Below are 26,928 nucleotides of genomic sequence, written 5' to 3'. Positions count from 1 at the left end.
TCCCATCAATAAACAAGAGGAGTCATCGTGAGCGCACTCGAAGGCATGAACGTCGTGGACCTGTCTCGCGTTCTGGGGGGACCGTTCTGCGCACAGATACTGGGCGACCACGGCGCGCGCGTGATCAAGGTCGAAGGACCGTCCGGCGACGAAACCCGCACCTGGGGCCCGCCTTTCAGGGACGGCATGGCCTCGTATTTCGCCGGCATCAATCGGAACAAATCCACCGTCTGCGTGGACCTGGCACGCCCCGAGGGCCGCGAGGTCCTGTTCCAGCTGCTCGACGACGCCGACGTGATGATCGAAAACTTCAAGACCGGCACTCTGGAGCGCTGGGGCATGGGCTTCACCGACGTGCTGTCGGTCCGCTTCCCGCGCCTGGTGCATTGCCGCATCACCGGCTACGGCGACTCGGGCCCGCTGGGTGGCGTGGCCGGCTACGACGCCGCGGTGCAAGCGCTATCGGGTCTCATGAGCATCAACGGCACGCCGTCCGACCCGCCCACCCGCCTGGGAGTGCCAGTGGTCGACGTGGGCACCGGACTGAATGCCTGCATCGGTATCCTGATGGCGCTGCACGAGCGCTCCCGCAGCGGGCGGGGCCAGCAGGTCGAGACCACGCTGTACGACTGCGCGCTGGCCGGGCTGTACCCGCACTCGATCAACACCCTCTTCACCGGCCGCCCGCCGCAGCGCTCGGGCAACGGTCACCCGAACATCGCCCCCTACGACAGCTACGCGACCGGTACCGAGCCGCTCTTCCTGGCGGTGGGCAACAACGGCCAGTTCGCGCGAATGTGCGAGGTCGTCAAACGGCCGGACCTGCCGGCGGACCCACGCTTTATTACCAACGCGACGCGCGCCGTGCACCGCTTCGAGCTGCGCACCGCACTCGAGAACGCGTTCCGGCCGTTCGCCGCGCAGGATCTTTTCGAGAAGCTGATCGCCGTGGACGTGCCCTGCGGCGTGATCCAGAACGTGGTGGAAGCCCTGGCGCATCCCCACACCGCACACCGCACCATGGTGGTCGAGGTCAACGGTCACCGTTCAGTGGCCTCGCCGATCAAGATGAGCCGTACACCGGCCAGCTACCGCAGCCATCCGCAGGCCATCGGCGAATCGACGGTTCGCGTGCTGACCGAAGCGGGCTTGGACGCCGAGACCATCGAAAAGCTACTGGCCGCCGGCATCGTGCAGCAGGCAGACGCGGCCACCCAGTCTGCCACGAAGGCTGCCCCCGCATGACCGACGACGCCGTCATCGTTTCCACCGCCCGCACGCCGATCGGCAAGGCGTACCGCGGCGCTTTCAACGATACGCAGGGCACGGTGCTCGCCGCGCATGCAATTTCGAACGCGGTGCAGCGCGCCGGGCTGGACCCGGGCGAAGTCGAGGACGTGATCCTCGGCACCGCCCGCCCCGAAGGCACGACCGGCATGAACATCGGCCGCGCCGCTGCGCTGCGCGCAGGCCTGCCCGTCAGCACTGCCGGAGTGACGGTGAACCGCTTCTGCAGTTCGGGTCTCCAGGCGATCGCCATGGCCGCGCACAGCGTTCGGCAGGACGGCGTGCCGATCATGGTGGCCGGCGGACTGGATGCGGTGAGCCTCACCGTGAACAGCCATACCAACACCTTCCGTCAGCGCGATCCATGGATCGAGCAATACGTGCCCGGGCTCTACGTGACGATGATCCAGACCGCCGAGACGGTGGCGCGCCGCTATGGCATCTCGCGCGAACGGCAGGACGAGTACGGCCTGCGCAGCCAGGTGCGCGCTATCGCCGCGCGGGACGCTGGAGCGTTCGACCGGGAGATCGTTCCGCTGGCCAGCCGCAGGCGCATCGAAGGCAAGGACGGGACGCCCGACACCTTCACCGATATCACGCTGGCCGCCGATGAGGGTCTGCGCGCTTCGACCGCAGCCCAACTGGCCACACTCACGCCGGTAATCGATGGCGGCACCATTACCGCAGGCAACGCAAGCCAGCTGAGCGACGGCGCCTCGGCCTGCGTGGTGATGAGCGGCCGCCTCGCGCAGCAGCGTAACCTGGAGCCCTTGGGTGTCTTTCGCGGTTTCGCGGTGGCAGGTTGCGAGCCGGACGAAATGGGCATTGGCCCCGTATATGCCGTGCCACGCCTCCTGCGGCGCTGCGGGGTACGGATGGAGGACGTAGATTTGTGGGAGCTGAATGAGGCGTTCGCGGTCCAGGTTCTTTACTGCCGCGACCGGCTCGGCATTCCCGACGAGCGTCTCAACATCCATGGCGGCGCCATTGCCATGGGACATCCCTTCGGCATGTCAGGCGCGCGCATGGTGGGGCATGCACTGTTGGCCGGCAGGACGGCCGGCGCGCGCTACGTGGTGGTGACGATGTGCGTAGGCGGCGGCATGGGCGCCGCCGGTCTGTTCGAGGTGGCTTGACGCCACCTCGGGGGAGGGCCTGCTGGGGACGTTTGCTTGCCAGCTGCGGCCGGCAGTGACCCGTACCCTTCCGGCGCTCTAGAGCTGCGGCGAGTACGGTGGCAGAAAATGCAAATCTTGTTGATCAGAATGAGGCGCGACCAATTGCTTCACGGCCTTTCATCTGTGGACTGATGCCCGTCCACGACGAGGAAGCAACACGCGTCCCACACGCACAGCTACCGCTGCTGCGCCATTCCTGCATCACGGATGACCTTCCCAAATACCGCTGTGTCCCGGATCTGCAGTTCTGCCAAGTGCTGGGGACCTGCAGGCGCCGGCACATATCCTTTTTCAATGAGGAATTCCCGGCCTTCCTCATCCGCAAGAATTTCCGTCACGTGCTTGGCAATGACATCCGATACCGGCCGCGGTGTCGTGGCCGAGACGCTCCAGATCGCGCCCCACGAAGAAACGTCAAAATCCTGAAATCCAAGCTTGGACAAAGGCGGAACTTGTGGGAGCTTAGGACTCCTTACTTTGGTGGTGATTGCCAAGGCCACCGCCCGCTCAGATTTGATGACAGGCAAAGCAGTGGTGATGTCGCAGAAGTAGTAATCAAGGCGACCGCCAAGGAAGTCGCTCATGGCCTCGCCGCTCTGTTTGTACGGAATGTTCGTAGCTTTCAACGTCGCCACTTGCTTGAAAAGCTCCCCCGCGATCCGGCTGCCTACGCTGGTGCTCGCAAACGAAAGCGGCTCGGCTGCTGACCTAGCGGTCGCAATGAACTCACTAAAGGACCTGGCTTTGCTGCGATCCGGGTTGACGATCAGGACGAATGGGATGTATCCAAATGCCGACAGTGGAGCGAAGTCGGCCGCTGGATCGAATGGGAGCTTCGGGTAGATCGCGGCATTCGCCGCATGCGTCGACGAACCCGCAACGAAGAGGTTATACATGTCAGAAGCGGCGCGAACGGCAGCGACCGCACCGATGTTGCCATCCGCGCCAGGCGCATTCACCACCACAACAGATTGCCCAAGCCGGTTTCCGAGACGTTGGGCGATGTACCGGGTCACCGTATCCAGACCGGTCCCGGCCCCATAGCCCACCACAATCCTTATTGGTCTATCCAGTCTTGACTGAGCGCTCGCTGCGGACCATGTGACCGCGCTAGCTCCCGCAACTTTAAGCAGCAGGCGTCGAGTCGTAAGGATCATTACTTGCTCCTGAAATCTTCCGGATAACATCTCACGGGGTGGCACCGGGCCCAAGCCCGAGAGGACTCACCATTGTCGATCTTCTATGAAGACTTCACTTAAGATTTGCTTAAGCCGTCCTGAAGTTTTTCTTGCTTGTAGGGCGCGACGCTGGGGGCAATCATGGCCAACATGGTCGGACGACACGCCTTTTTTTGTTCCAGCCGCGGTTGGGGAATATGTGTGTCGCACCGTGCGAATAGCGTGATTCCGAACCCGACATGGACTTGACTCTTACCCCAGACGAACTAAGTTTTCGCCAATCGCTTCGGGAGTTCATTGCGGCGCACAGGCACTTGGCGCCACCCGAGTCGGATACCCGGCTCGGGACGGAGGAGCGTCGCCTGTGGCAACAGCTTTTGCTTACCAACGGGTTTCTGGGACGAACAGTTCCTTCGCGTTATGGCGGCTATGGGGCCAAGCCGAACCTGATGGAGCAGCGCGCGATCTCGGAGGAATTTGCTGCGGCTGGCATCACGGACCGGATGCTGGTGGCGAACCGGCAAGGTGTGTCGATGTTGGTGCCGACCCTGCTCGAATACGGTACGGAGGAGCAGAAACAGCGCTGGATCCCCCCCACGCTGCGGGGAGAGTTGATCTGGTGCCAAGGCTATTCGGAACCAGGGGCAGGTAGCGACCTGGCAGCCCTGTCCACGCGGGGACGAGTAGAGGAAGATCACTTCGTCATCACAGGGCAGAAAATCTGGACAAGCGAGGCACATCAGGCCGACATGATGTTCTGCTTGGTCCGGACCGAACCGGAGGCAGAAAAGCACGGTGGTATCAGCTTTATTCTCGTGCCGATGAGTGCAGCCGGCATCGACGTCAGGCCGCTGAAGACGATGACGGGCAGATCCTCTTTCAACGAGGTCTTTCTCACTGACGTATGTGTGCCGCTGGATCATCTCGTGGGTGCCCGTGGGCGTGGTTGGGAGGTCGCCAATGAGGCTCTCAAGCACGAGCGTGGCGCTCTCGGCAATCCAGAGGTCACGCAGACGCGTTTCCAGGAACTGGTCGAGCTGATGACCAGTGAAAAGGTCAACGGCTGCCGCCTCATCGATAACCCGGTCTACACCGACAGGCTGGTGAAGCTGCAGTCATGGCTCATGGCGCTCCGGCTGAACAGCGCCAGAATTCTCACGTGCCGCATGAAGGGTGAAGAGCCGGGCCTCTGTCAGCTCGTTGTGAAGCTTCAGGGTTGCGAGCTGAATTACCAACTGTCCGCTCTGGCAATCGATGTTCTCGGAGAAGTCGGGGTTCTGGACGGGGGTAGTGATTTCGTTCGCGCTGGTGGAGCCTGGCAAAACAACTACATGTTCGACCTGGGGCTGATCATTGGCGGCGGCACCGCTCAGATACAAAAAAACATCATCGCGGAGCGCGGGCTCGGAATGCCGCGCCGCGCTCACGCGGTTTAGAAGGCTGCCAATGGATTTCGGTCTTTCGGATGATCAGCGGGCCTTCCAGGATGCGTTCGCCCAGTGCCTCACGGATTTCAGTTCGACATCGACGGTACGGCGGATCCTGGACGGAGATGCTGCAGCGGCTAGGGCGCTTCAATCGCGCCTAAACGAGGTGGGTGCGACCGGGATCGTCGTGCCACCGGAGCATGGTGGTTTGGGGCTGGGAGTGCTAGACGCCGCAATCGTGTTCGAGATGCTGGGACGCTACGTCGCCCCCGTCGATCTGACCGGGAGTGTGTTGACGTCGATTGCCTTGAGTCGTTCAGGGTCCGAGTCCCAGAAGGCGGTCTGGCTCCGGAAGCTGGTGGAAGGCACTGCCAGTTTCGGGACCGCGCTCACGCACGCGATATCCGACCGGGAGGGCGGCATTGTCTCGTCAGTCGCGGGACGGCTTAACGGCCGTTCGTTCATGGCCGCCTGCCCGCCTGATTCGACGCACCTGCTGGTTCCGGACAGTCTCGGAGCCCTCTGGATCGTGACCCGGGATTCGCCGGGGTTGCGCGAGCGCCAGCTAGTGACTGTCGACCGCACCAGGGGCTTCTGCACATTGGAAATGGAGGACGTTGTCGCTGAGCGACTCGCGCATTCGGGCGGCGGCGAACTGTTGTCCGAACTGATCGCCATCGCACGCGTGCTCATCTCGGCTGACGCACTGGGTGCATCCCAGCGAATGTTGGAGATGGCCGTCGCCTATGCGCATGATCGCAAGCAGTTCGGTGTTCCCATCGGGTCCTTTCAAGCCGTCAAGCACCTGTGTGCGGAAATGGCAGCTGAAATCGAGCCTTGCCACGCCTTGCTGTGGTTCGCAAGCCATTCGCTGGACCAACGTCTGCCAGATGCCGTGGTGTCCGCATGCCATGCAAAAGCCCGGATCGCGGATGTCTCGCAATTCGTTGCCCGGGCCGCAACCGAGGTGCACGGCGGCATTGGTTTTACCGACGAGCTGGGACTTCATTGGTGGTTCAAGCGCATCGCGGTGGATCGGCAACTCGGGGGTGGGCCCGAACTCATCCGGGCCGAAGCAGCATGGAGGCAGGGATGGACCGATGGCCCCCGGCACGCGCTGGCATTGTCCGAAGGCCGCAGATGACAGGTTCCATTCGATCCTTGTTGCACCCACGTACGGTTGCGGTAATCGGCGCATCCAACGATCCGTCGCGCATCGGTGGGAGGCCGATCGAGGCAATGCTCCTGAACTCGTTCATGGGGGAGATTTACCCTGTGAACCCGAAGTACAAGACCGTGCAAGGCCTGAAGACGTATCCGTCGATCAGCGAGGTGCCGGCGCGCGTTGACACAGCAATCATCGCCGTCCCGGCAGCATTGACTGTCGAGGCATTGCGCGATTGTGCAAACGCGGGAGTGCAGTCTGCAATTGTCTTCAGCTCTGGCTTCGCCGAGGTGGGCTCCTCGGGCAGGGAGGCTCAGGACGCCATCAGCGCAATCGCCAGGGAACAAGGTATTCGCGTGCTCGGTCCCAACTGCTTGGGCTCTTTCCATGCTGAGAGTGGTTGGTTCGGGACGTTCGCGAACGCTCCGAGCATGATCCGCTTGCGCAGCGGACCACTCGGGATTGTCAGCCAAAGTGGGGCGTACGGAGCGCACGTCTTCCTCGCATCGCAAATGCGCGGCCTTGGAGCGACCTATTGGGTTAGTACCGGCAATGAGGCCGACGTGTCCGTGGCCGAAATCATCCAGTTCTTCGCCTCGGCCCCCGAGGTGGAGATCATTGTCGCCTACGCCGAGGGAGTCCAGGACGGCCCACGACTGAAGGAGGCATTCAGGATGGCGCGCGTCGCAAGAAAGCCCGTCATCTTCCTGAAGTCAGGACGCAGTGTTGCGGGTGCAGAGGCTGCGGCCACCCATACCGCATCCCTTGCAGGCGCTGACTCGATCTATGACGCGCTCTTCCGGCAATATGGTGTTCATCGAGCACGGACGACGGAAGAAGCTGTGCATGTAGCGTACAGCTGCCAATTCGGACGCTTCCCAAAGGGTCGGCGCATCGGTGTGCAGACGGTCTCCGGTGGTGTTGGCATTCAACTGGCGGACGCCTGTGAGGACTTCGGACTCGATGTTCCGGAGCTGCCCGATGTCGCTCAAAAGCAGCTCAAGGAGCTGGTGCCTTTTGCATCCGCTCGTAACCCGGTGGATTTCACCGCGCAGGTCCTGAACGATCCTGCCGTAATGAAGAACGCTGTTGGAATCGCCATAGAAGCCGGGGGCTGCGATGCCCAGATCGTATATCTGTCAAGTGTGCCTGGCGTCCAATCCGCGAGGGTGAGCACGCTGCAGATTTTCAAGGACATCCGCGACCGCTACCCCGACGAACACATAAGCCTCTGTTTCATCGCATCCGAAGAGGTGACTCGCGAATATGAGGCATTGGGGTACCCGTGCTTCCAGGAACCGCAACATGCGATCCGGTCGTTGGCTGCGCTGGCCCGGTTCCACGATTCTTTTGATCGGCCGGCCGAGAAAACATCCTTTCAAGACACCCGTGCCGCAGCCATTCCGGCACGAGGACCGGTTAGCGAAATGGAAGCCAAACGCATCCTGGCCAATGCAGGAATCCGCGTGGTCCGTGAAGTTCTCGTCAACAGCGCGACCGAGGCAGTCGAAGCCTGGCGCTCTTTCGGATGCCCGGTTGTGCTGAAGATCGCGTCGGCGGACATCCCCCACAAGACAGAGATCGGCGGCGTGGTGCTCGACCTGAACGATGAGGGGCGTGTATTCGCTGCTTATGAGCTGCTGCGTTCACGCGCCTCGGATCTCGTGCCTGGCGCACGTGTAGACGGGGTGGTGGTGGCCGAGATGGTTTTCGGAGGTGTAGAGGCGGTCGCAGGGATTGTTGTCGACCCGGTGTTCGGCCCTGCCGTCATGTTTGGCCTGGGTGGCGTACTGATCGAGGTACTCAAGGACGTGGTTTTCAGACTAGCTCCATTCGACGCCAAGGAGGCGCGCCAAATGATCGATGAGATCCGCGGCAGAGCCGTCCTGGACGGTGTTCGGGGGGGCCAGGCCTGTGATATCGACGCACTTGCTGGTGCCCTCTCGCGGCTGTCCGTGTTTGCACATCGGCATCAGGGTGCGATCGCCAGCGTCGACATCAATCCGTTGATCGTGCTTCCCGACGGCGTGGTAGCAGTGGATGCGCTGATCGTGCTCCGCGAGGACGTTCTACACGAAGCCTGATGAGCGAACATGCAGCCCCCCCGGAGGCGGGCACTTTACTTGGGGAGACGCAACGGATCTACGATCTGCTCCAACCACTTCGGCCCGAAGATTTCCAAGTGCCGACGCAGTTCAAACAGTGGACGTTTGACGACATAGTTGGGCATCTCCACCTCTGGAATGTTGGTGCCAGCCTCTCGTTGCACAGCCGCGAAGCCTTCCATCTGCACGTCCAGGAATTCTGGACCGCGATTCAAGGTGGTCAGTCGCGGGTGGACTACACGAGACATTGGTTGAACGGGCGATGTGGCGCGGAGTTGCTAGACCTGTGGTGCAATTTCAGTGCGTCACTGGCAGAAGACTTCTCTCGCGCAGAACCTAGGGCGCGCGTGCCGTGGATTGGCCCGGAGATGAGCGTACGCTCCTCAGCGACGGCGCGACTGATGGAGACGTGGGCCCATGCGCAGGCGATCTACGACCTCCTTGGAGTCGTACGCATCTCGACTGACGACGTCTTGCACAGCATCAGTGTGCTGGGCATCAACACGCGTTCCTGGACTTTCAGGAACAGAGGCCTGGCTACACCGCCCGATATGCCGTATGTCGAGCTGCATGCCCCGTCAGGAGCGCGCTGGGTTTGGGGAGCGTCAGAGGCGCGGGAGTCAATCCGGGGAAGTGCGGAGGAGTTCTGTCAGGTCATGACGCAGACGCGCAATGTTGCCGACACCGATCTCGATGTGCGGGGAACTGGGGCGAGGCTTTGGATGTCACTCGCGCAATGCTTCGCCGGTGCGCCTGTCGACCCTCCCTTGCCTGGGACGCGCTTCCGAATCCCACGGTAGATGATCGTCCTGTCGACGCCGGGTGAATTTTGATCCACCTGTCCGTGGTTTCCTTCTTTCGAACATGATGGCGCGTGTCTGAATTTCAAGTGCATAGAGGCCGGTTCAATAGGAAGCAGGCGCATCGGTTCAAAGTAGCGCGAGCTGAAGCGACTGCACGTTCGTAACTTCGTCGACACCCCACAGCTGCGCCAGCAGGCTCGCCGCCCGCTCGCTGCCGATCACCGGCGTGGCCAGTTCGATGAACTTCTCGCTGATCTGCGCATCGGACAGCGGCGCCTCGGGATCACCCACGCGGTGCGGCTGGAAATACGCAAACTCGCGGCCATCTTTGAGGCGCACGGCCACATGCGCCGAGCGCATGCGGGGAAAGCGGGCAGTGAGCTCCGAGTCCTCGGTGAGCGTGAGCTTCGCCATGAGCGCACGGACCTCGACGTCCTGCATGCGTTCCTGCTCGAAGGCCGCAAGCCGGACCGAGCCGTACTTCGCCGCATGCGAGACCACATAGGGAGTGCTGAACTTGCACTCGAACGCGGTCCTGGGCTCGCGGATGCCGGCGACCTCCACTCCCGCGCGGTAAGTGCGTACCGCGATCGATTCGATTTGCCCGTGCGTGAATCCTAGGTCGGCCTGCAGCTTCTGGAGGGCGTCGATCGCCGCGAAGGTGTGGCCGCAGCAGCCGTGGTTCTTGACCGTCACGCTCTCGATGTTGAATCGCTCGCCCAGCGCTTCGGTCGCCTTCGCCCAGTCGGGTGCGCGCGCCATCGCCGCGCCGAAGCCGGCGTCGCCTTCGAGGATGTCCAGCACACCGGTGATTCCGTGCGCCGCGCCTTGCGCGGCCGTGACGCCGACCCAGGCCGCGTGGCCGGCGTGCAGCGCTTTGGTCATCGCATCCGAACGGAAAGCCTGCTGCAGCCCCGAAGCGAACGTCGCCGAGGTGGCGAGTGCATGCGCTGTAACCGATGCCTCGGGCGACAGCAACACACCCGCAGCCGCCGCCGCGCCGAAGCAGCCTACAGTGCCGGTGGTGTGCCAGTACCTGTAGTGGGAGGGTTGCACCGCCTCGCCGATGCGCGTGGACACTTCGTAGCCGATGGTGATCGCTTCCAGTAGCCGTTTACCGGAGAGGCCCGCGTGCTCTGCCACGGCGAGCGCACCCGCGATCGTGGGACATCCCGGGTGGTAGACCGCGTCGCGATAGATGTCGTCGAACTCGATTGCGTGCGACACGCTGCCGTTGATCCATGCCGCTGCCGGGGGGAGCGCGGTGGTGCGCAAGCCGGGCAGGCTGCTGCGGCCGATGCCCAGTTCCTCCGCGTGCGCCCGGGTGAGTGCACCCGCGGGTTCGATGCGTGTGCCCGGCAGCAGCGCCGCGACCCAGTCCACTAGCGCGCGCTTGGCTGCATGTGTGACGGCCGGAGTGAGCCCGTGTGCGGACTGGTTGGCGGCGTAGGCAGCCAGGGTTTCGATGAGCGTCATACTCCGGCCATCAGAGAGCGCTGGCGCCGGTGATCTCGCGGCCCGCGATAAGCGTGAGAATTTCATGCGTGCCGTCTGGAATGGTGATCATGCGGATGTCCCGCAGGTTCTGCTCCACGCCGGTTTCAGTGGCCAGGCCCATTGCGCCGCACAGGCGCATCGCAATCCCCGCCGCGTGGTCGGCCGTGGTCAGGGCCTGTCGCTTGGCCATCGCCGAAAGGGCCTGCGTCGCGAGACCGCGGTCCGCTGCGTCGAGCGCGCTGAGGCACAGCAGGCGCGCCGCCGCGATCGAGGCGTCGATGTCCACCAGCGCATTCTGGATCAGCTGCTTGTTGACCAGCGTCTCGCCAAACTGCACGCGATCCTTCAGGTGCGCGAGTGCGATGTCGCGGCTGCGCTGCGCGAGCTGCAGCGCAAGCAGGCCCAGAAGCGGCCGGTTGATCAGCCAGGCCTGCGTCAGCGTCTTCATCGTGCTCGCGCCCTCGGGCAGCGAGTTGCGGCCTGGCACGCGCACGTCCTCGAAGCTCAGCTCGCTAAGGTGTCCCTGCTGCAGTCCGATGCAGGCGATTTCACTCGCATGGAAGGGCGACTCCTCGCGCTTGACGAGGAAGCGTTGCAGCTCGCCGCCGGCCTCTGTCTTTCCCGTGACGAGCGCGACGTCAGCGATGGTGCCATTGGTGATCCACTGCTTGGTACCGGTGAGGAAGGCATCGCCCCCCGCGTGGCGGATGCGCAGCTTGATGCTTTTGGGGTCCGAGCCAGTGGTGGGTTCGGTCGACGCGGTGCATGCGATCTTCGTGCCCAGCAGTAGCGCTTCGATGAGCTGCGGCTCTGCCTGCGCGACGCCGCTGGCACACAGGCGCGAAATCGTGCCTTCATGTGCGATGAGCGCGAGTGCCACCACGCCGGGCAGTTGTTCGAAGACGAGGCCGTAGTCCAGCATACCCAAGCCGCTGCCACCGAACTCCTGCGGAACGCGTGCGCCGGTGAGACCGAACTGGGCGAGGATCCCGAAAATCTCCAACATCGCCGCCTTGGGCAGCGGCTTCGTCGCGGGATGCGCGGCCAGGAGGGGTTGCAGCTTGCCCTGCGATAGTCGCCGCGCAGCGTCCTGCAGCTGGCTCTGGTCGGAAGTGAGTTCGAAATGCATGCAGTTTGCGCCCTTCCGTCAGGCCATAGTAAAGCCGCCGTTCACGCTGACCACCTGTCCGGTAACCCATGAGGAACGGTCGCTGACCAGCAGCGCCACCATGGGCGCGATGTCGCACGGCTCGCCGATTCGGCGCAGCGGGTACATCTTCTGCACGTTTTGCACGCGCCTGGTGTACTTCTCCTCGCCCATCTGCTCGCGCATGGCAGCTTCCCGGCTCATGCGCATTGGCGTGTTGGTCGCGCCAGGCGAGACGATGTTGGCGGTGATGCCGTGCGGCCCCATCTCCTGCGCAATGGATTTCACAAGCGCGGTGACCCCGGCCTTCGCGGCGGCGTAATAGGACAGGCGGGCCTGCCCGATGCGCGCGGAGTCGGAGGAAAAGCACACGATGCGGCCGTACTGCTGGCGCTTCATCAGTGGCAGCACGGCGTGAAGGCAGTGCATGGGGCCCAGCAGGCACACGTCGAGCATGCGCTTCCAGTCCTCCGGCGAAGACTCCTCGAAGGTCTTGTCGTCCAGGATGGCGGCGGAGTTCACGAAGATGTGGACTGCACCGAAGCGTTCCACAGCCGCGTCCATTAGCTGCCTTACCGAGTGCGGATCGGTAAGGTCCACGCGCACGAAGGCGGCTGCCGTGATGCGTGACAGTTCTTCCACGGCTGCGGCACCCGCGCTCTCATTCACGTCGGCCAACACCAGGTTGGCGCCTTCACGCGCTAGTTCGCGCGCCACCTCCAGGCCGATACCCTGCACACCGCCGGTGATCACGGCGGTCTTGGCCTTCATCTGCAGATCCATTTGTCGGTCTCCTTCACGCCACCTTGGGTGGCCGTTGCGGGAACGTGCGCTCGAACACGCCTTCGGCGATGCGGTTACGCAGCATTTCCAGCGAGCCTCCCGCGATCATCCAGCCGCGGATGCGGCGCACGCAATATTCGACCAGCGACTCCTGGCTGAAGCCCAGGCCGCCCATCACCTGCAGCGCCTCGTTGGCTGCGAACCAGCCAGCTTCGTTGCAGGCAAGCTTTGCCATCGCGGTGCTCTGCGCCGAAGGCAGGCCGTGCTCGCCTTCCAATGCCGCCTTGTACAACAGCAGCTGCGCCTGCTCGAGCTTCATCCACATATCCGCGAATTTCCACTGCAGGCCTTGGAACTCGCACAGCTCGCGGCCGAACTGCTTGCGCGTCATCGCGTGCTCGCGTGCGCGGTTGAAGGCGTAGCGGCCGAGCGCTAGGGACCGAGAGGCGTTGCCCAGGCGTTCCACGTTGAAACCGGAGATCTGCTTCTTGAAGCCACCAGGCCCCAGAAGCAGGTTGGCCGCGGGCACGCGCGCATTCTCGAAGTAGAGCGGGCACCACTGCTCGCCATTCATGAATGACGCTTCCTTGCCGATGGTGAAACCGGACGCGCCGCGCTCCACCAACAGCGAGCCGATGTTCTCCAGCCCGGGGCCGAAGCGAACGTATATGAGAAAAAGATCCGCGTCCTGGCTGTTAGTTGAGAAGATCTTGCTACCGTTGATGACATAGTCACCTTTATCCTCCCGCGCGGTCGTGCGAAGCTCGGTCACCGCGGAGCCTGCGTCGGGCTCGGTCATCCCGAGCGCAATCAGCTTCTTCCCTGCCAGGAGGTCGGGCAAGAAGCGGAGCTTCTGCTCCCGCGACGCGTACTCGACGAACGTGCGAATCGGCCCGAAGTTGCCGGCCTGCACGATGTCGGCGCTCTTGGGGCAGGCCAGCGCGACCTGCTGGATCGCCAACACCGCGTGCATGAGTGTGCCGCCCTGTCCGCCATCGTCCGGATCAAGGGCGATGCCCAGCAGGCCCTGCTTCGCCAGCAGCTGCGCGGTCTCCCACGGGTAGGTCTTACTGTGCGCACGCTGGAGGGCGCCGGGCGCGAGCTTGTCCTGCGCGAAGCGGCTGACTGATTCGGCAAAAGCCTGATCGTCGAGGCTAAGGTCGAAGTTCACTTGAATGTTCCGATGAATGAAACGTGTTCCGATATGATACATCGGATGCGCTCGGGATCAAGGGGGGCTTGCTGGCTGGTCTGGCTCCCGGCGCCGCAAGTCGAATTCATCGACGAAGATGGGCGGGCTTGCGCGACGACGGGTCCGATCTGTCAAATGCGTGACGGGCTTTGATTAGCCTTCGCGAGGATTTGGATGGGACCCCCGCGCATGGAGCCGAGATGGGCAATCGCCCTCAGCGCCGGGCTTTCCCGAGGAGGCTGTCGCCGATGATGTTGCGCTGGATCTGGTTGGTGCCTTCGATGATCTGCAGCACCTTCGCGTCGCGGAAATAGCGGTTGATGGGAACGTCGGCGGAAATGCCGGCAGCGCCGAACAATTGCACCGCGTCCGTCGCCACGCGCATGGCGTTGTCAGTGGCGAAGCACTTGGCCATCGCCGCAACGGGCGCCAATGCGGCTGCTGCCAAGCCCGCATCCACCGCTGCGGCGGCGCTGTAGACCAGTTGGCGCGCCGCTTCCGTCTGCATGGCCATGTCGGCCAGCATCCAGCGCACTCCCTGGTATTCGCTCACTGGTCGGCCCCAAGTGACCCGGCTCTTCACGAACTCGATCGCCAGGTCAGTCGCGCCCTGGGCGATGCCCACACCCCTTGCGCCGGTCAGAGGGCGGCTTTTGTTGAAAGCTTCCATCACCGCCTTGAAGCCGCGCCCGTCCTCGCCGATCCGGTTGGCCTCCGGCACAAACACTTCGTCGAGGAAGAGGGGGCAGGACGGCACGCCGCGCGCTCCCACCTTTTCTTCCTTGCGGCCGATAGTGAACCCCTTGCTCCCGCGCGCGATGATGAACAGGTTGATGGCCCCGGCCGTATCGGCGTCGCCGGTCTTCGCGGCGACGAGAACGAAGTCGGCCACGGAGGAGTTCGTGCACCGGATCTTCGAGCCGCTGATACGGTAGCCGCCTTCGCAGCGTCGCCGATGGCCACGGTCGCCGAGAGCATGCTGCCCGTGCCACCGTATTCCGACGGAAAGGGGATCGCGAAGAGGCCCGCGTCGCGCAGCAGCTCGAACACGTCCTGCGGATATTCGGCCGTGCGGTCGATGGCGTCGGCCCGTGGCGCGACCCGCTCGCGGGTGAGACGCCGAACCATCTGCTGGATCTGGCGCTGCTCTTCGCCCAGCGCGAACAGCGGGTGCTGCTCCGCGGCAGCCTGCTGACCGGCTCACGAAACACCTTCCGTGCGGCACTTGATCATGCGAAGCGGCGTGTAGGTGATGGCAAGCCTGCCGTCCTGCTTGACGATCCTGTTGCGCGTGCGCACGAGGCCGCGGCCCGGGCGGCTCTTGCTGCGGCGTGCCTCGATCACCTCGCACTCCACATGCAGCGTGTCGCCGGCGAATACGGGGTGATGGACTTTGAAGTCCATTTCGAGGAAGGCATAGCCGGTGTGCTGCATGGTGGCATGGACCAGCAGGCCCTCGGCGAAGGTATAGGCCAGCGCGCCGGGGGCAACGCGGCCCTTGATGTCCGACTCGGTGCGCAGGAACTCGAGGTCCGTGAAGAGCACTTCCGTCATGCCGGTGCAAGAGCAGAAGTTGACGATGTCCGCCTCGGTGACCGTCCTGCCCACGGTGCGGAATTGCCGCCCGACCGGAAGGTCCTCGAAATGCAGGCCGATTCCCAGTGTTTCCATTCGATTGACCTAGATCCTTGTTTTGTGTCAGCGCGCGACCCGGTCCATGAGGGCCGACGAAAGAGGGGGGTACCCGCAGCCATGCGGCAGGACCGGGATGCGTCGGCCGTCCGCGCGGACCGTGAGCGTGGGCTGGATTCGCCGTACCTCGCGGGCGCCCGCAGCAGCCAACGCAGCCACTGCGCTCGTGCTCGGTCCCAAAAGCGCCAGATTGCAAAGCGTAGGGAACATGGTCGCTCGCCGCCCATCCTCGCAATCGCGCATGGCCTGATGCGGGCTCACCCAGAACGACTCGACCGCTTCACGGCCGTCGTGGGCTGCCATCTGGCCCGGCGGAGCCTTCGCGATGAAGAAGTGGGTGTCGAAACGCTTGGGCGCACCTTCGGGCGTCACCCAATGGGCAAAGGGATGCAGCAGGTCCACGGCCAGCTCCAGGCCTTCGCCCCGCACCATTGCCAGGAAGCCTTCGGTCGATTCCCGCACGCACGCCTGCCAGCGCTCGCGGGTCAGGGCCAGCGCATTTCCGTCGAGCAGATGCCCCTTGCTTCGAGCCAGCAGCAAGCCGCTCTCCTCGAAGGTTTCGCGCACGGCGGCGACGCGCAGAGCCGCTTCTTCCTTGCTGCAGGCGAGGGCGACTGGAAGGTGAGCTTGCAGATCTGGTGAACTGTCGGACGGTGCAACCTTTCCGCCCGGAAAGACAGCGGCACCTTGCGCGAAGGCGACTTCCTGGTGGCGCACGATCATCAGGGTCTGCAGCCCTCCGGGTCCGTCTCGCACCAGCACCAGCGTCGCAGCTGGCACCGGCCGGGAATCCGCCGGCTTCATCAGATGCGCATTTCCTGGGCGATGATCGTGCGCTGGATCTGCGAGGTGCCGCCGCCGATAGTGGCCTGCATGCCCTCGCGAAAGTAGCGCTCCACATCCGCTTCGGGCGTGGTGCCGATGCCGCCGAAGATCTGCATCGCCTGGCGGCTGACGTTCTGCAGCGTTTCCGAGGCGAACAGCTTGGCCATGGCGACCTCCTTGCGGCACGGCATTCCCCGCGCGGCGAGGTCGGCTGCGCGATAGGTGAGCAGCCGCGCGGCGTCTGTCTGGGTCTGCATGTCGGCCAGCATGTGGCGGATGACCTGGAACTCGAAGATGGGCTTGCCGAACTGGACGCGTTGCTTCGCGTACGCGAGCGCATCGTCGACAGCACCCTGTGCGTTGCCGACGTAACTTGCGGCCACGGCGATGCGCTCGAGCGCAAGGTGTTCGCCGGCGATGATCTTGAAGCCCTCGCCCGGCGCGCCCAGCATGTTGGCCGCGGGCACACGCACGCTATCCAGGAAGATTTCCGTGGTGACGACGGATCGGCGCGCAAGTGTCTGCAGGGGCCGGATGGTGAGCCCCGGCAAGTCATTGGGCACGATGAACACGCTCAACCCGTCGCGCTTGTCGGAGGTCTGCGCCGTGCGAACGAGCATCAGGATGACCGCGCCGCGATTGCCGGCGCCGCTGCACCACAGTTTCTGTCCATTGAGGACGTAGTCGTCGCCGTCGCGCTCCGCGCGCGTCTGCACGTTGGCGACGTCCGAGCCCGCGTTCGGCTCGGACATCGAGATCGGGAACCGGATCTCACCGCGCATGAACGGCTGCAGGAAGCGGGTCTTCTGGTCGTCGGTCCCGTGCAAGGAAAAGTTCATCGCCGTGAAGATGCCCCCGGCGATCGCGACCGAGAAGTCAACGCCGTACGCCGACAGCGATTCGCACATGAGCGCGTAAGAGAACACGTCGCCGCCGTCGCCGCCATCGGCTTCCGGGACGAGCAGGCGGTGAAACCCGAGCTTCGCCGCCTTCTCGTACGCTTCGTACGGAAAGGCCCGCTCCATGTCGCACTTGCGCACGTATTCGCGGCCGATCTCGCGATCCACCCACCGCCTGACGGAGTTCTTCCAGGCCTGCCGCTCTTCATCGAGAAAATTCATCGTTTCAATGCCTCGTCGCATCGAGGGGCACGCCCGAAAGCAGGCCCGCCATCGGGGACAGATCGGGGAGTTCGTCCAGCCTCTCGACGATCTCGAGAAGTTGCTCGCACACCTCGGAGGAAATGGCAGGTGCGGCCATCGCGCGGAACTTGCGCACCAGCCGCGCCTTCTGCGCCGCAAGGTCGGTCTCGGGCACGCCCGCATCGTAGCGGTGGCGCAGGGTTGCGCCGTCGCGGGTCTTCACGACTACCTCAGCCTGCGTGATTTCCGAGCATTCGGCGTGCAACTGCACGCGAACGCGTTCACGCACCAGCGCGAGTTCCGGGTCTGCGGCCCTTTCGTCCGAGAAGTTTTCCAAGGCGGCGGTGTCGATTCCGCAAAGCGCCATCGCCACCGCGTGGCGCAGGCTGAACTTGGCTTCCAGGCCATCGCGCGGTTCGGATATGTTGCATACGCCGTCGCTCACCGCCGACACGTGCACGGCGACGCGTTCCACATCCGTGACCTTCAGGCCGTGATGGTCCATCAGGTGCCGCGCAGCCTCGATGGCGGCATGGGTGCCGTAGCATGCGGCGTGATACTTGAAGAGGTTCTGCCGCAAGTAGAGTCCACCGGGTGGGTCGCGCAGCGCGGCATCGGGATCGAGATCGGGCCCATGCGTCGCGGCGAAACCCTGGATAGCTTCGATCGCGTCCGACCTGCTTGTGAACCCGCGAGTTGCCAGTTGAGCCGCCATCAACCCGTCGGCCGCGGCCCTGCCCGCATGCAATGGCTTGCACATCGTGCCGAACATGGACTTCAGGCCGGATGCTTCCGTCGCTGCGATTCCGAGTGCCACCGCCGTGTCGGCCGCTCCCAAACCGAGCAGGTGGGAACATGCTGCTGCCGAGCCGAAGGTGCCGATGGTCGCGGTCGCGTGAAACCCCGCGGCGTAATGGCCGGGAGAGACGGCCGCCCCGATCCTGCACATCGTCTCGTATCCCGCGACGAAAGCGGCGATGAACTCGGCCCCGCTGGCTCCGCGTGCCTCCGCAAGAGCCAGAAGAGCCGGTACCAGCACCACGCTCGGATGCCCGCTGAAGCTCATGTTGACGTCGTCGAAGTCGAGCGCGTGGGCGGCCGCGCCATTGACGAGGGCGGCCTGGCGGCAACTCGTGGCGAAGCCCTGGCCCACCACTGTCGCCTGAGGATGGCCGCCCTGTTCGCGGCACTCTTCCGCAAGCATGCGTGTCAGGGGTTCATGCGCCCCCGCGACGCAGACGGCGACCCAGTCGAGCAGGCACTGGCGTACCAGTTCCCTCGCGTCTTCGGGCAGGGCTTCGTGGCGCCACGCCGCGGCGCGTTCGGCCAGCGCCGCGGTCAATCCGTCCGCGCGCGGCTTGCCGCTGGCGACAAAGCCGGGGGAAGGCGAGATACTGGCCATCATGTCAACGTCCTTTCCATTGAGGTTTGCGCTTCTCGCGGAAGGCGCGCGGGCCTTCGAGAGCGTCTTCGCTGAGGTAGATCGCATCGAACGCGCGCCAGGAAGCGCGCAGAGCCGCCGTACGTCCCATTTCGGTGGCCATCCGAACCATTTCCTTGGCCCCTCGCACGGTCAGGGGGGCGTTGACCAGGATGCGTCCCGCCAGTTCCCTGGCGCCCGCGAGCGCGCCACCCGGTGGCGTGACCTTGTTGACGAACCCCAGCTCGTAGCCGCGCTGCGCTGAAAGCGGTTCGCACGTCATGGCAACTTCCATGACGATGCGTTGCGGCAGCATGTGGATCAGGGGCGCGGCCCACGGCATGCCGCGGCCGAACCGGCCCTCCGTGATGGCGAACCTGGCGGTTTCGTCCGCCACGCACAAGTCGCACATCTGTGCCAGGAGCCACCCTCCCGCGAACGCATAACCCTGCACGGCCGCGATCACCGGCTTGGTCACCTCGATCGTTTCGCCGAGGACCGGCATGAAGTTGCGCGGCGGAATCCGCAGCGCCGTGTCGGCGGCCTCGACCAGGTCCATGCCCGCGCAGAAGGTTTCGCCGGCTCCCGTGAGGATAGCGATTTGTGCGGATTCGTCGGCCTCGAAACGGGGCCAGACCTCGTACATCGCTTCGCGCACGGCGCGGTTGATCGCGTTCTTGCGCTCGGGGCGGTTGATGGTTATGACGGCGATGCCGTCAGCGACTTCGTAAAGGAGTTCGTTGCTCATGCTGTGCGTCGGGGTGCCTGTGGCTCTACGGTTGGCGCGGGATGTAGCCCAGCGCTTCGGACAAGGACGCGGCGGCCTCGCAGGCTGCCGCGGTAAGGCGGTCGGCCGCTGCACGGCCGCGATCGAGCGGTGCGGCGACGATGATGGCGGCGTCGACCCGGCCTTCATGGTCGAAAACGGGCGCCGCGAATCCAGCGACGTCCTTTGTGACTTCGCCGAGCGTCGACGCATGGCCCAGCGCCCGTGCGCGCTCGATGGCCTGGGCCAGCTTCGCGCGGTCCTTCAGCGTCTTCGGGGTGAGTGGGCGCAAATCGACGGTGCTCAGGTACTCGTCCAGCCATGCGGGGTCCTGGTACGCGAGCAGGACTCGTCCCGCGGAAGTGGCGTACAAGGGGCGAGTCGTCCCGACAGGCACGGAATAACGCACGAGTTTTTCGCTTTCCACGACTTCCACGTATGTCAGTTGCTTGGCGTGCCGCTCGATCACTGCCAGGACGACGGTCTCTCCCGATCGCGCCCGCGCATGCTCCAGGAAGGGCAAGGCGATGGCCGCCAGCGAGCGAGCCGAGACGAGCGCGGCGCCAAGCACGAACGATTGCGGACCGAGCCTGTACGTCGCCCCGTCACGCTGCGCGTACCCCTCTTCGACGAGGCCGCGCAGGAGCGCGTGCACGCTGGTCTTGGGTGCCCCCAGTTTCTGGTGCAGGCTTGACAGGGAGACTCCCGCAGGTTCAGCCGCCATCAGCCGCAAGAGTCCAAGCACGCGTGCCAGCGACATCGGCGCCGCATCGAGGCGAAGCGTCTCATGTCCAGCGATCGCGCCGGCGGCGAGTGACTGCAAGCTTGTCTCCTGCTGTTCTGATATCCGAACGGACGTTCGGTATACGGATAACTTAGGTTGATCACCGCCGTTAGGCATTGGGGATAACCCGGATCATTACAACCTAACGTTTGTTAGACTTGGAGACTCGAGGAGCGCAACCGATGAACACTCGTTTCCTGCCGCGATATCTGATTGCCGCATGGGTCGCATTCAGCGCGGCCGCGGGCATGGCACAGCCGCGGTACCCTGAAAGATCGATCCGCATCATCGTTCCGTCCACGCCAGCCGGCGTGCTCGACAACGTGGCGCGTGCGTTATCGCTTCGTCTGGGCGATCGCCTCGGCCAGCAGATCGTGATCGAGAACAAGGGGGGCGCGGGCGGCAATATCGGCGCGGAAGCAGCCGCTCGGTCCGCGCCCGATGGCTACACGCTGTTCATCGGCTTCAACGCCACGCACGGCGCGAACCATGCACTGTTCGGGAAGCTCGCCTACGACCCCGTCGCGGACTTCGCACCCATCACACTGCTCGCGATGGTGCCGAACATCATCTCGGTGCACCCGTCGGTCCAGGCCGGCAACCTTGCCGACCTGGTCGCGCTGGCGAAGGCGCAACCGGGCAAGTTGAGCTACGCCTCGTCCGGCAACGGGACATCCACCCACCTGGCGGCCGAGCTCTTCAAGGCCGCCGCAGGCGTCGATCTCCAGCACATCCCTTACAGGGGCAGCGCGCCAGCTGTCGCGGACGTCATCGGTGGCCAAGTCCCCGTTCTCGTGGACAGCGTGTCTTCATCGACCGCTCATGTCAAAGCCGGAAAGCTGAAAGCCTTGGCAACCACGAGTCCCCGACGCCTTTCGGTCCTGCCGGACCTTCCGACGGTGGCCGAGTCCGGTTATCCCGGGTTCCAGTCGACGGCATGGGTCGGGCTTCTGGCGCCCGCAGGCACCCCGCGGCCGATCATCGAGCGCCTGCACACGGCGGTGATCGAGGTCATGGCGCTGCCCGAGACGCGCGAAAGGATGGCTGCGTTCGGCGCGGAAATCACGACGTCGACGCCCGAGGAATTCGCGGCGCACATCCGTTCCGAGATGGCGCGGCTGGGCAAAGTGGTCCGAGACGCCAACATCAAGGTCAACTGACCCTTCATCTACCGCCAAGGAGATACGCGAGCATGTCCGACAAGGAAGTCTTCCTCGATGTCGAGGATTTCGTTGCCACGCTGACAATCAATCGGCCCAAGCAGCTCAACGCCTTCACGGGCGACAACATCGTGGAGATGGAACGGCTGCTTGCGCAGGCTGCGGCCGACACCAAGGTGGGCGTTATCGTGCTCGCGGGAACGGGGGACCGCGCATTCTGTGTCGGCGGCGACGTCAACTGGGAAAAGGGCAGCGGGGGCAAGAGCGGCCTGCAGGACCTGGATTTCAAGTTCAACCGCCTGATCGTGGAATGCCCCAAGCCGGTCATCGCACGCGTCAGCGGGTACGCCATCGGAGCGGGTCACCACATCGCATACTTCTGCGATTTCACGATCGCGGCGGACCATTCCATCTTCGGGCAGAACGGCCCGCGGGTCGGCTCGCCCGCAGGTGGCTATATCGTTTCGCATGCGGCCAACGTGCTGGGTCACAAGCGGGCGAGGGAGCTGTGGATGCTGTGCCGGCGCTACACGGCCCAGCAGGCGCTGGAGTGGGGGCTCGTCAATTCCGTTGTGCCGAAGGAGAAGCTCGATGAGGAAGTGCGCAAGTATGCCGACGAGCTGCTCGCCCTGAGCCCGACGTGCCTGCGCATCGTCAAGCGCTCCTTCTATCATCACATGCAGCCGATCATGGGGCGCGACATGAACGACCTGATCAAGGAGATGGCGCCCAATTATTTCGAGACCGGCGAGCAGCAGGAGGGCGCGAATGCCTTCCTGGAAAAGCGCAAGCCGGATTTCTCGGCGTTTCGATGACCTGCAAACTCCGCGAATCCAGTCGATCAGCGACAACCCCAATCTTTCCACGGATAACTGCCCGGGGCCGGCCGGGCGCTCGAATCGTGCGCGATCGGAGATTTCGATAGAACACAGCGATGAACACCGATTCTTCAGCAGAAGTCATCTGGCGCCCGGAAGCCGAGCGAATCCGGGGCGCACGCCTGACCGCTTTCATCGCCTGGCTGAACCAGCGCTCCGGCCTTGCGCTGGCTGACTACCACGCGCTGTGGCGCTGGTCGGTCGACGACCCTGAAGGTTTCTGGCTGGCGCTGGTCCAGTACTTCGAATTGCCGCTGGACGGCGAGTGCACCCCGGTGCTGCCCGAGCGGCGCATGCCCGGCGCGCGCTGGTTCCCGAACACGCGCACGAACTACGTGCGCCAGATCTTCCGCAATGCCAGCTCGAAGCGCCCGGCCATCGTGTTCCGCAACGAGGCCGACGAACGCGACGAAGTGTCGTGGGGGCGCTTGCAGGCCGAGGTCGGCGCGCTATCTGCATGGCTGCGGTGCCAGGGCGTGAAGCCGGGGGACCGCGTAGTGGCCTGGCTGCCCAACATCCCGCCGACCGTCACCGCGTTCCTCGCGGCAGCCAGCATCGGAGCCGTGTGGTCGCTGTGCTCGCCGGAGATGGGCGCCGCCGCAGTGGCTGACCGCTTCCGGCAGATCGAGCCGAAGGTCCTCATCGCGGTGGACGGCTACCGCTGGGGCGGCAAGGCGCACGACCGGCGCGCCGTGCTGGCCGAGATGCTCGGTCAACTGCCCAGCGTCGAGCGCGTGGTGCTGGTCCCTTACCTCGACCGCACCGCCCTGCCGGCGGGATTGCCGGGCGGCACACTCTGGAGCGACGTGCTGCGTGAGCCGGCGCCGATCGAGATCGAGGCGCTGCCGTTCGACCACCCGCTGTGGATCGTCTATTCGTCGGGCACCACCGGGCTGCCCAAACCCATCGTGCATGGACACGGCGGCATCCTGATCGAGCATGTCAAGACGTTGGCGTTGCACAACGACGTGCACGAGGGCGACCGCTTTCACTGGTACACGACGACAGGCTGGGTGATGTGGAACCTGAACGTCGCAGCGCTGCTGGTCGGCGCGGTGATGTGCACCTACGACGGCAACCCGGCGTGGCCGGACTACTCCACGCTCTGGAGCTTCTGCGGCCGCATGAACCTCGACTTCTTCGGCGCGGGCGCGGCCTTCTTCTCGCTGTGCGAGAAGAACGGCATCGAGCCGCGCAATGTCGCAGCGCTCGGCAGCCTGCGCACCGTTGGGTCCACCGGCTCGCCGCTGTCGCCCGAAAGTTACCGCTGGGTCTATGACAAGGTGCGCCGCGACGTCTGGCTCGCGCCGATGTCGGGCGGCACCGACTTTGCCGGCGCCTTCGTCGGTGGCGTGCCGACGCTGCCCGTCGTGGTGGGCGAGATGCAGGCGCGCTGCCTGGGCGCCGACGTGCAGGCCTGGGACGATGCCGGCAATGCGCTGGTCGACGAGGTGGGCGAGCTCGTGTGCGTCCAGCCGATCCCGTCGATGCCGCTGTACCTGTGGAACGACCCTGGCGGCAAGCGCCTGCATGACAGCTATTTCGATGTCTATCCCGGTGTCTGGCGGCACGGCGACTGGCTGCGCATCACGCCGCGCGGCGGCGCCGTCATTTACGGCCGTAGCGACGCGACGATCAACCGCCACGGCGTGCGCATGGGCACGAGCGAGCTGTACAGCGTGATCGAGGCGATGCCCGAGGTGTTGGACAGCCTGGTCGTGGACCTCGAATTTCTCGGGCGCGAGAGCTGGATGCCGCTGTTCGTCGTGCTGCGCGCCGGCGCCGAACTCGACGCGGCGCTCGCCGGCCGCATCACGGCGGCCGTCCGCGAATCTCTTTCCGCCCGCCACGTCCCCAATGAGGTGATCGTGGTGCCCGAGATCCCTCGCACGCTCACTGGCAAGAAGCTCGAGATTCCCGTGAAGAAGTTGCTGCTGGGCCAGCCGGCCGAGAAGGTGGCCAACCGCGACGCGATGGCCAACCCGGCGAGCCTGGACTGGTTCATCGACTTCGCGCGGCGGCGCACCGCCGCCACCATCTGAGATTGGGCTTCGCATGACCGAGGCGGGCCTGACCCGGATGGACCGTCACCAACTCACCCAGGCCGTTCGCGCCGCCGACCTGCGCGTCCTGCTCATGGTGCTGGTGCACATGACCGGCGACCTTGCCTGGCTCGAGCCGCCGTTCCGGCCGCGCCGTGACATCAACCTGATCCCCGATCCCGCGGCAGGGCTTTCGCCGGACGTTCAAGCGCAAATACGCGACGCCGCGGTCGACGTCCTGCTGCGCGGCAACCCGCCCGCCATCCACGACCCCGGCGACGAACTGATGCAGCGCATGATGAGCGTCTGCCTGGGCGAGAACGTACCGCCCGAGTACGCGCAGTCGACGCGGGAGGAGATGGCGCTGATCCCGCGGCGAGCGCGCTGGGAGGATGTGGGCGGCCGCCCCGGGGGGCGCGACGACCACGTGCTGATCGTCGGTGCCGGGGTCTGCGGCATCGCGCTGGGCGCGAGTTTGATCGAACTCGGCATCCCGTTCACGATCGTCGAGAAGACGGCCGGGATTGGCGGCACATGGAACGTGAACCGCTATCCCGGCTGCGGCGTCGATACGCCGAACCACGCTTATTCATTCTCGTTCGGTCCGCGCTACCGCTGGCCGCAGTACTTCTCGCGGCGCGAGGACATCCTGGCCTATTTGCACCAGGTGGCCGATTCGATCGGCCTGCGGCCGTACGTGCGCTTATCGACGCGACTCACCTCTTCGCGCTGGGACGATCGGGCCCAGCAATGGGTGTCGGCGCTGCGGGGGCCTGACGGCGAGTCCGAGGTCCGCTCGCGCTTCCTGGTCAGTGCCATCGGCCAGCTGAGCGATCCGGCGCTGCCGCGCATCGAGGGAATGGGCGACTTCACCGGCGTGTGCTTCCATTCGTCGAAGTGGCCCGAGGGCCTGCCCGTGGACGGCCAGCGTGTCGCGGTCATCGGTACGGGCGCGACGGTGATGCAGCTGCTGCCCGAGATCGCTGACCGGGTGAAGTCGTTTGCGGTGTACCAGCGCTCGCCGCAGTGGGTGCGGCCCATCCCTGGTTACTCGGACCCGATCGGACCCGAGGCGCAGTGGCTGCTCGGGCATGCGCCGTACTACGCCGCCTGGTTCCGATTCAGCATGTTCTGGCGCTACGGCGACGGCCTGCTGAAGACGTTGAAGATCGACCCCGACTGGCCACATCCGGAACGTGCGGTGAATGCCGTGAACGACCGCCACCGCCGCGAGATGACGGACTTCATCATGTCGGAGCTCGCCGGCCGGCCCGACCTGGTTTCCAAGTGCCTGCCGGGCTATCCGCCCTACGGCAAGCGCATCCTGCTGGACAACGGCTGGTACCGAACGCTGAAAAAGCCGAATGTCGAACTCGTGACAGAGCCGATCCGCCGCATCGTGGCCAACGGCGTGGAAACCGCCGACGGCCGCCGGCGCGAGGCGGATATCCTGGTGCTTGCCACCGGCTTCAGGCTGGGCCAGATGGCGGCGCGCCTGAACGTCACGGGTCTGGGCGGGCGTACGCTCGCGCAGGCCTGGGCCACCGACGACCCGCAGGCCTACCATGGTTTGACGACGCCGGGCTTTCCGAACCTGTTCGGAATGGTCGGTCCGGGGGCCTCTCTCGGGCACGGCGGCAGCATCACGTTCCAGGCCGAGTGCCAAGCCCGTTACATCACGTCGTGCATCACCCGGCTGGCAGCGCAGGGCGCCGACGCGCTTGACCTGCGCCCCGAAGTGCTCGACGATTTCATGCGGCGGTTCGACGCCGAGCACGAGACGCTGATCTGGTCGCACCCCGGCATGTCGACTTATTACCGCAATTCAAAGGGGCGCGTCTACACGGTGCTGCCCTGGCGGCTGGTCGACTACTGGAAGTCGACGCGCCACGCGGACCTCGGCGACTACAAACTCACAAGCCGGCCACGGACGCCCCGCAACCGCCCGATCGATCCCTCGTGATCGCGGGGAGCGCGCCATCAGTTTTGGCGCCTTCGGACCAGCAGCTTCCAGGTACCCTCCACGACGATTTCGCCTCGCTGATTCACGACGCTTCGCTGGAAGGAGACGACGCCCCTGTCCGCCCTGGAGGTCTCGGCCTTGTCGAGCACCTCCACGTTCACGCGCAGCGTATCGCCGATGAACGTCGGATGCGGAAAGCGGCACTGGATGTCCAGCAGGCCCATCAGGCTGGGTTCGAGGTGCTGGTTGAGCTGCATGCGGGTCACCAGCCCCGACATGATCGCCAGCACGAGGAGGCCGTGCGCGATTCGCTGGCCGTAAGGTGTCGTGGCTGCGTACTCCGCATCAACATGAAGGCGGTTGAAGTCTGCCGAAAGGCAGGCGAAATTCACGATATCGGCTTCGGTCACGGTGCGAGTGGGGCTTTCGAATGCCGCGCCGATCTTGAGATCCTCGAAGTAGTACGGCTCGGCGGGCCGGCAGGAGAATTTCAT

Annotated in this window: 22 protein-coding genes and 1 pseudogene; 10 read left to right on the top strand and 13 right to left on the bottom strand. The window is 64.6% G+C overall.

The window, feature by feature from the left end:
- The first annotated feature begins 27 nt into the window (after positions 1 to 27).
- Both H8R02_RS00525 and H8R02_RS00520 read left to right on the top strand, forming a co-directional pair.
- Positions 28 to 1,245 (top strand): CaiB/BaiF CoA transferase family protein, encoded by a 1,218-nt coding sequence (locus tag H8R02_RS00525; RefSeq protein ID WP_354004849.1) that lies wholly within the window; start codon positions 28 to 30, stop codon positions 1,243 to 1,245.
- A complete protein-coding gene (locus H8R02_RS00520; RefSeq protein ID WP_187079396.1) occupies positions 1,242 to 2,423 on the top strand; it encodes an acetyl-CoA C-acyltransferase in 1,182 nt (393 codons plus the stop codon). The genes H8R02_RS00525 and H8R02_RS00520 overlap by 4 nt, the downstream gene beginning before the upstream one ends.
- A 218-nt stretch (positions 2,424 to 2,641) precedes the next feature.
- Here H8R02_RS00520 and H8R02_RS00515 read toward each other — a convergent pair whose 3' ends face one another.
- Positions 2,642 to 3,481 carry a Bug family tripartite tricarboxylate transporter substrate binding protein gene (locus H8R02_RS00515; RefSeq protein WP_187079395.1) on the bottom strand — a complete coding sequence of 280 codons (840 nt, stop codon included), beginning with the start codon at positions 3,479 to 3,481 and terminating at the stop codon, positions 2,642 to 2,644.
- A 401-nt stretch (positions 3,482 to 3,882) separates the two neighbouring features.
- Here H8R02_RS00515 and H8R02_RS00510 point away from each other — a divergent pair, with 401 nt between their 5' ends.
- The 4 genes from H8R02_RS00510 to H8R02_RS30730 are packed head-to-tail and all read left to right on the top strand — an operon-like array spanning position 3,883 to position 9,140.
- Positions 3,883 to 5,079 carry an acyl-CoA dehydrogenase family protein gene (locus H8R02_RS00510; RefSeq protein WP_187079394.1) on the top strand — a complete coding sequence of 399 codons (1,197 nt, stop codon included), beginning with the start codon at positions 3,883 to 3,885 and terminating at the stop codon, positions 5,077 to 5,079.
- Positions 5,080 to 5,089: 10 nt separating this feature from the next.
- A complete protein-coding gene (locus H8R02_RS00505) occupies positions 5,090 to 6,214 on the top strand; it encodes an acyl-CoA dehydrogenase family protein (RefSeq protein WP_187079393.1) in 1,125 nt (374 codons plus the stop codon).
- On the top strand, positions 6,211 to 8,319 hold the full coding sequence (locus tag H8R02_RS00500; protein WP_187079392.1) for an acetate--CoA ligase family protein: 2,109 nt from the start codon (positions 6,211 to 6,213) through the stop codon (positions 8,317 to 8,319). Before H8R02_RS00505 ends, H8R02_RS00500 begins: the two co-directional genes overlap by 4 nt.
- A complete protein-coding gene (locus tag H8R02_RS30730; protein ID WP_187079391.1) occupies positions 8,319 to 9,140 on the top strand; it encodes a TIGR03084 family metal-binding protein in 822 nt (273 codons plus the stop codon). The genes H8R02_RS00500 and H8R02_RS30730 overlap by 1 nt, the downstream gene beginning before the upstream one ends.
- Positions 9,141 to 9,269: 129 nt before the next feature.
- Here H8R02_RS30730 and H8R02_RS00490 read toward each other — a convergent pair whose 3' ends face one another.
- The 11 genes and pseudogenes from H8R02_RS00490 to H8R02_RS00440 all read right to left on the bottom strand — a co-directional run bounded on the left by H8R02_RS00490 (position 9,270) and on the right by H8R02_RS00440 (position 20,430).
- The gene (locus tag H8R02_RS00490) at positions 9,270 to 10,619 is read right to left on the bottom strand and encodes an MmgE/PrpD family protein (protein ID WP_187079390.1); all 1,350 of its coding nucleotides are present in this window, start codon (positions 10,617 to 10,619) and stop codon (positions 9,270 to 9,272) included.
- A gap of 10 nt (positions 10,620 to 10,629) precedes the next feature.
- Positions 10,630 to 11,769 (bottom strand): acyl-CoA dehydrogenase family protein, encoded by a 1,140-nt coding sequence (locus tag H8R02_RS00485; protein ID WP_187079389.1) that lies wholly within the window; start codon positions 11,767 to 11,769, stop codon positions 10,630 to 10,632.
- An 18-nt stretch (positions 11,770 to 11,787) separates the two neighbouring features.
- The gene (locus tag H8R02_RS00480; RefSeq protein WP_187079388.1) at positions 11,788 to 12,570 is read right to left on the bottom strand and encodes an SDR family NAD(P)-dependent oxidoreductase; all 783 of its coding nucleotides are present in this window, start codon (positions 12,568 to 12,570) and stop codon (positions 11,788 to 11,790) included.
- Positions 12,571 to 12,583: 13 nt separating this feature from the next.
- Positions 12,584 to 13,741 carry an acyl-CoA dehydrogenase family protein gene (locus H8R02_RS00475; protein ID WP_187079387.1) on the bottom strand — a complete coding sequence of 386 codons (1,158 nt, stop codon included), beginning with the start codon at positions 13,739 to 13,741 and terminating at the stop codon, positions 12,584 to 12,586.
- A gap of 235 nt (positions 13,742 to 13,976) precedes the next feature.
- Positions 13,977 to 14,890: pseudogene (locus H8R02_RS00470) on the bottom strand (acyl-CoA dehydrogenase family protein).
- 72 nt (positions 14,891 to 14,962) lie between these two features.
- A complete protein-coding gene (locus H8R02_RS00465; RefSeq protein ID WP_187079386.1) occupies positions 14,963 to 15,433 on the bottom strand; it encodes a MaoC family dehydratase in 471 nt (156 codons plus the stop codon).
- Between the two features lie 27 nt (positions 15,434 to 15,460).
- Positions 15,461 to 16,258, bottom strand: coding sequence for an NUDIX hydrolase (locus H8R02_RS00460; protein ID WP_187079385.1), 798 nt, complete (start codon positions 16,256 to 16,258; stop codon positions 15,461 to 15,463).
- Positions 16,258 to 17,400, bottom strand: a complete 1,143-nt coding sequence (locus H8R02_RS00455; protein ID WP_187079384.1) for an acyl-CoA dehydrogenase family protein — start codon at positions 17,398 to 17,400, stop codon at positions 16,258 to 16,260. Before H8R02_RS00455 ends, H8R02_RS00460 begins: the two co-directional genes overlap by 1 nt.
- 4 nt (positions 17,401 to 17,404) lie before the next feature.
- Complete coding sequence (locus H8R02_RS00450; protein WP_187079383.1) at positions 17,405 to 18,826, bottom strand: MmgE/PrpD family protein; 1,422 nt, start codon at positions 18,824 to 18,826, stop codon at positions 17,405 to 17,407.
- Position 18,827: 1 nt separating this feature from the next.
- A complete protein-coding gene (locus H8R02_RS00445) occupies positions 18,828 to 19,589 on the bottom strand; it encodes an enoyl-CoA hydratase-related protein (protein WP_187079382.1) in 762 nt (253 codons plus the stop codon).
- 25 nt (positions 19,590 to 19,614) lie between these two features.
- Positions 19,615 to 20,430: an IclR family transcriptional regulator gene (locus tag H8R02_RS00440; RefSeq protein WP_187079381.1), complete on the bottom strand. Its 816-nt coding sequence runs from the start codon at positions 20,428 to 20,430 to the stop codon at positions 19,615 to 19,617.
- A 143-nt stretch (positions 20,431 to 20,573) separates the two neighbouring features.
- Here H8R02_RS00440 and H8R02_RS00435 point away from each other — a divergent pair, with 143 nt between their 5' ends.
- The 4 genes from H8R02_RS00435 to H8R02_RS00420 all read left to right on the top strand — a co-directional run bounded on the left by H8R02_RS00435 (position 20,574) and on the right by H8R02_RS00420 (position 26,434).
- On the top strand, positions 20,574 to 21,551 hold the full coding sequence (locus tag H8R02_RS00435) for a tripartite tricarboxylate transporter substrate binding protein (protein ID WP_255429107.1): 978 nt from the start codon (positions 20,574 to 20,576) through the stop codon (positions 21,549 to 21,551).
- Between the two features lie 32 nt (positions 21,552 to 21,583).
- Complete coding sequence (locus H8R02_RS00430) at positions 21,584 to 22,366, top strand: enoyl-CoA hydratase-related protein (RefSeq protein ID WP_187079380.1); 783 nt, start codon at positions 21,584 to 21,586, stop codon at positions 22,364 to 22,366.
- A 119-nt stretch (positions 22,367 to 22,485) separates the two neighbouring features.
- Complete coding sequence (locus H8R02_RS00425) at positions 22,486 to 24,471, top strand: acetoacetate--CoA ligase (protein ID WP_187079379.1); 1,986 nt, start codon at positions 22,486 to 22,488, stop codon at positions 24,469 to 24,471.
- A 13-nt stretch (positions 24,472 to 24,484) separates the two neighbouring features.
- Complete coding sequence (locus H8R02_RS00420; protein WP_222622293.1) at positions 24,485 to 26,434, top strand: flavin-containing monooxygenase; 1,950 nt, start codon at positions 24,485 to 24,487, stop codon at positions 26,432 to 26,434.
- 17 nt (positions 26,435 to 26,451) lie between these two features.
- Here the strand turns inward: H8R02_RS00420 and H8R02_RS00415 are convergent, their stop codons facing one another.
- Complete coding sequence (locus tag H8R02_RS00415; protein WP_187079378.1) at positions 26,452 to 26,928, bottom strand: MaoC/PaaZ C-terminal domain-containing protein; 477 nt, start codon at positions 26,926 to 26,928, stop codon at positions 26,452 to 26,454.

The organism is Ramlibacter albus (assembly GCF_014297445.1).
GTDB lineage: Bacteria > Pseudomonadota > Gammaproteobacteria > Burkholderiales > Burkholderiaceae_C > Ramlibacter > Ramlibacter albus.
The sequence above is the reverse complement of the archived record's forward strand: the minus strand, read 5'-3'. Positions and strand labels throughout refer to the sequence as shown.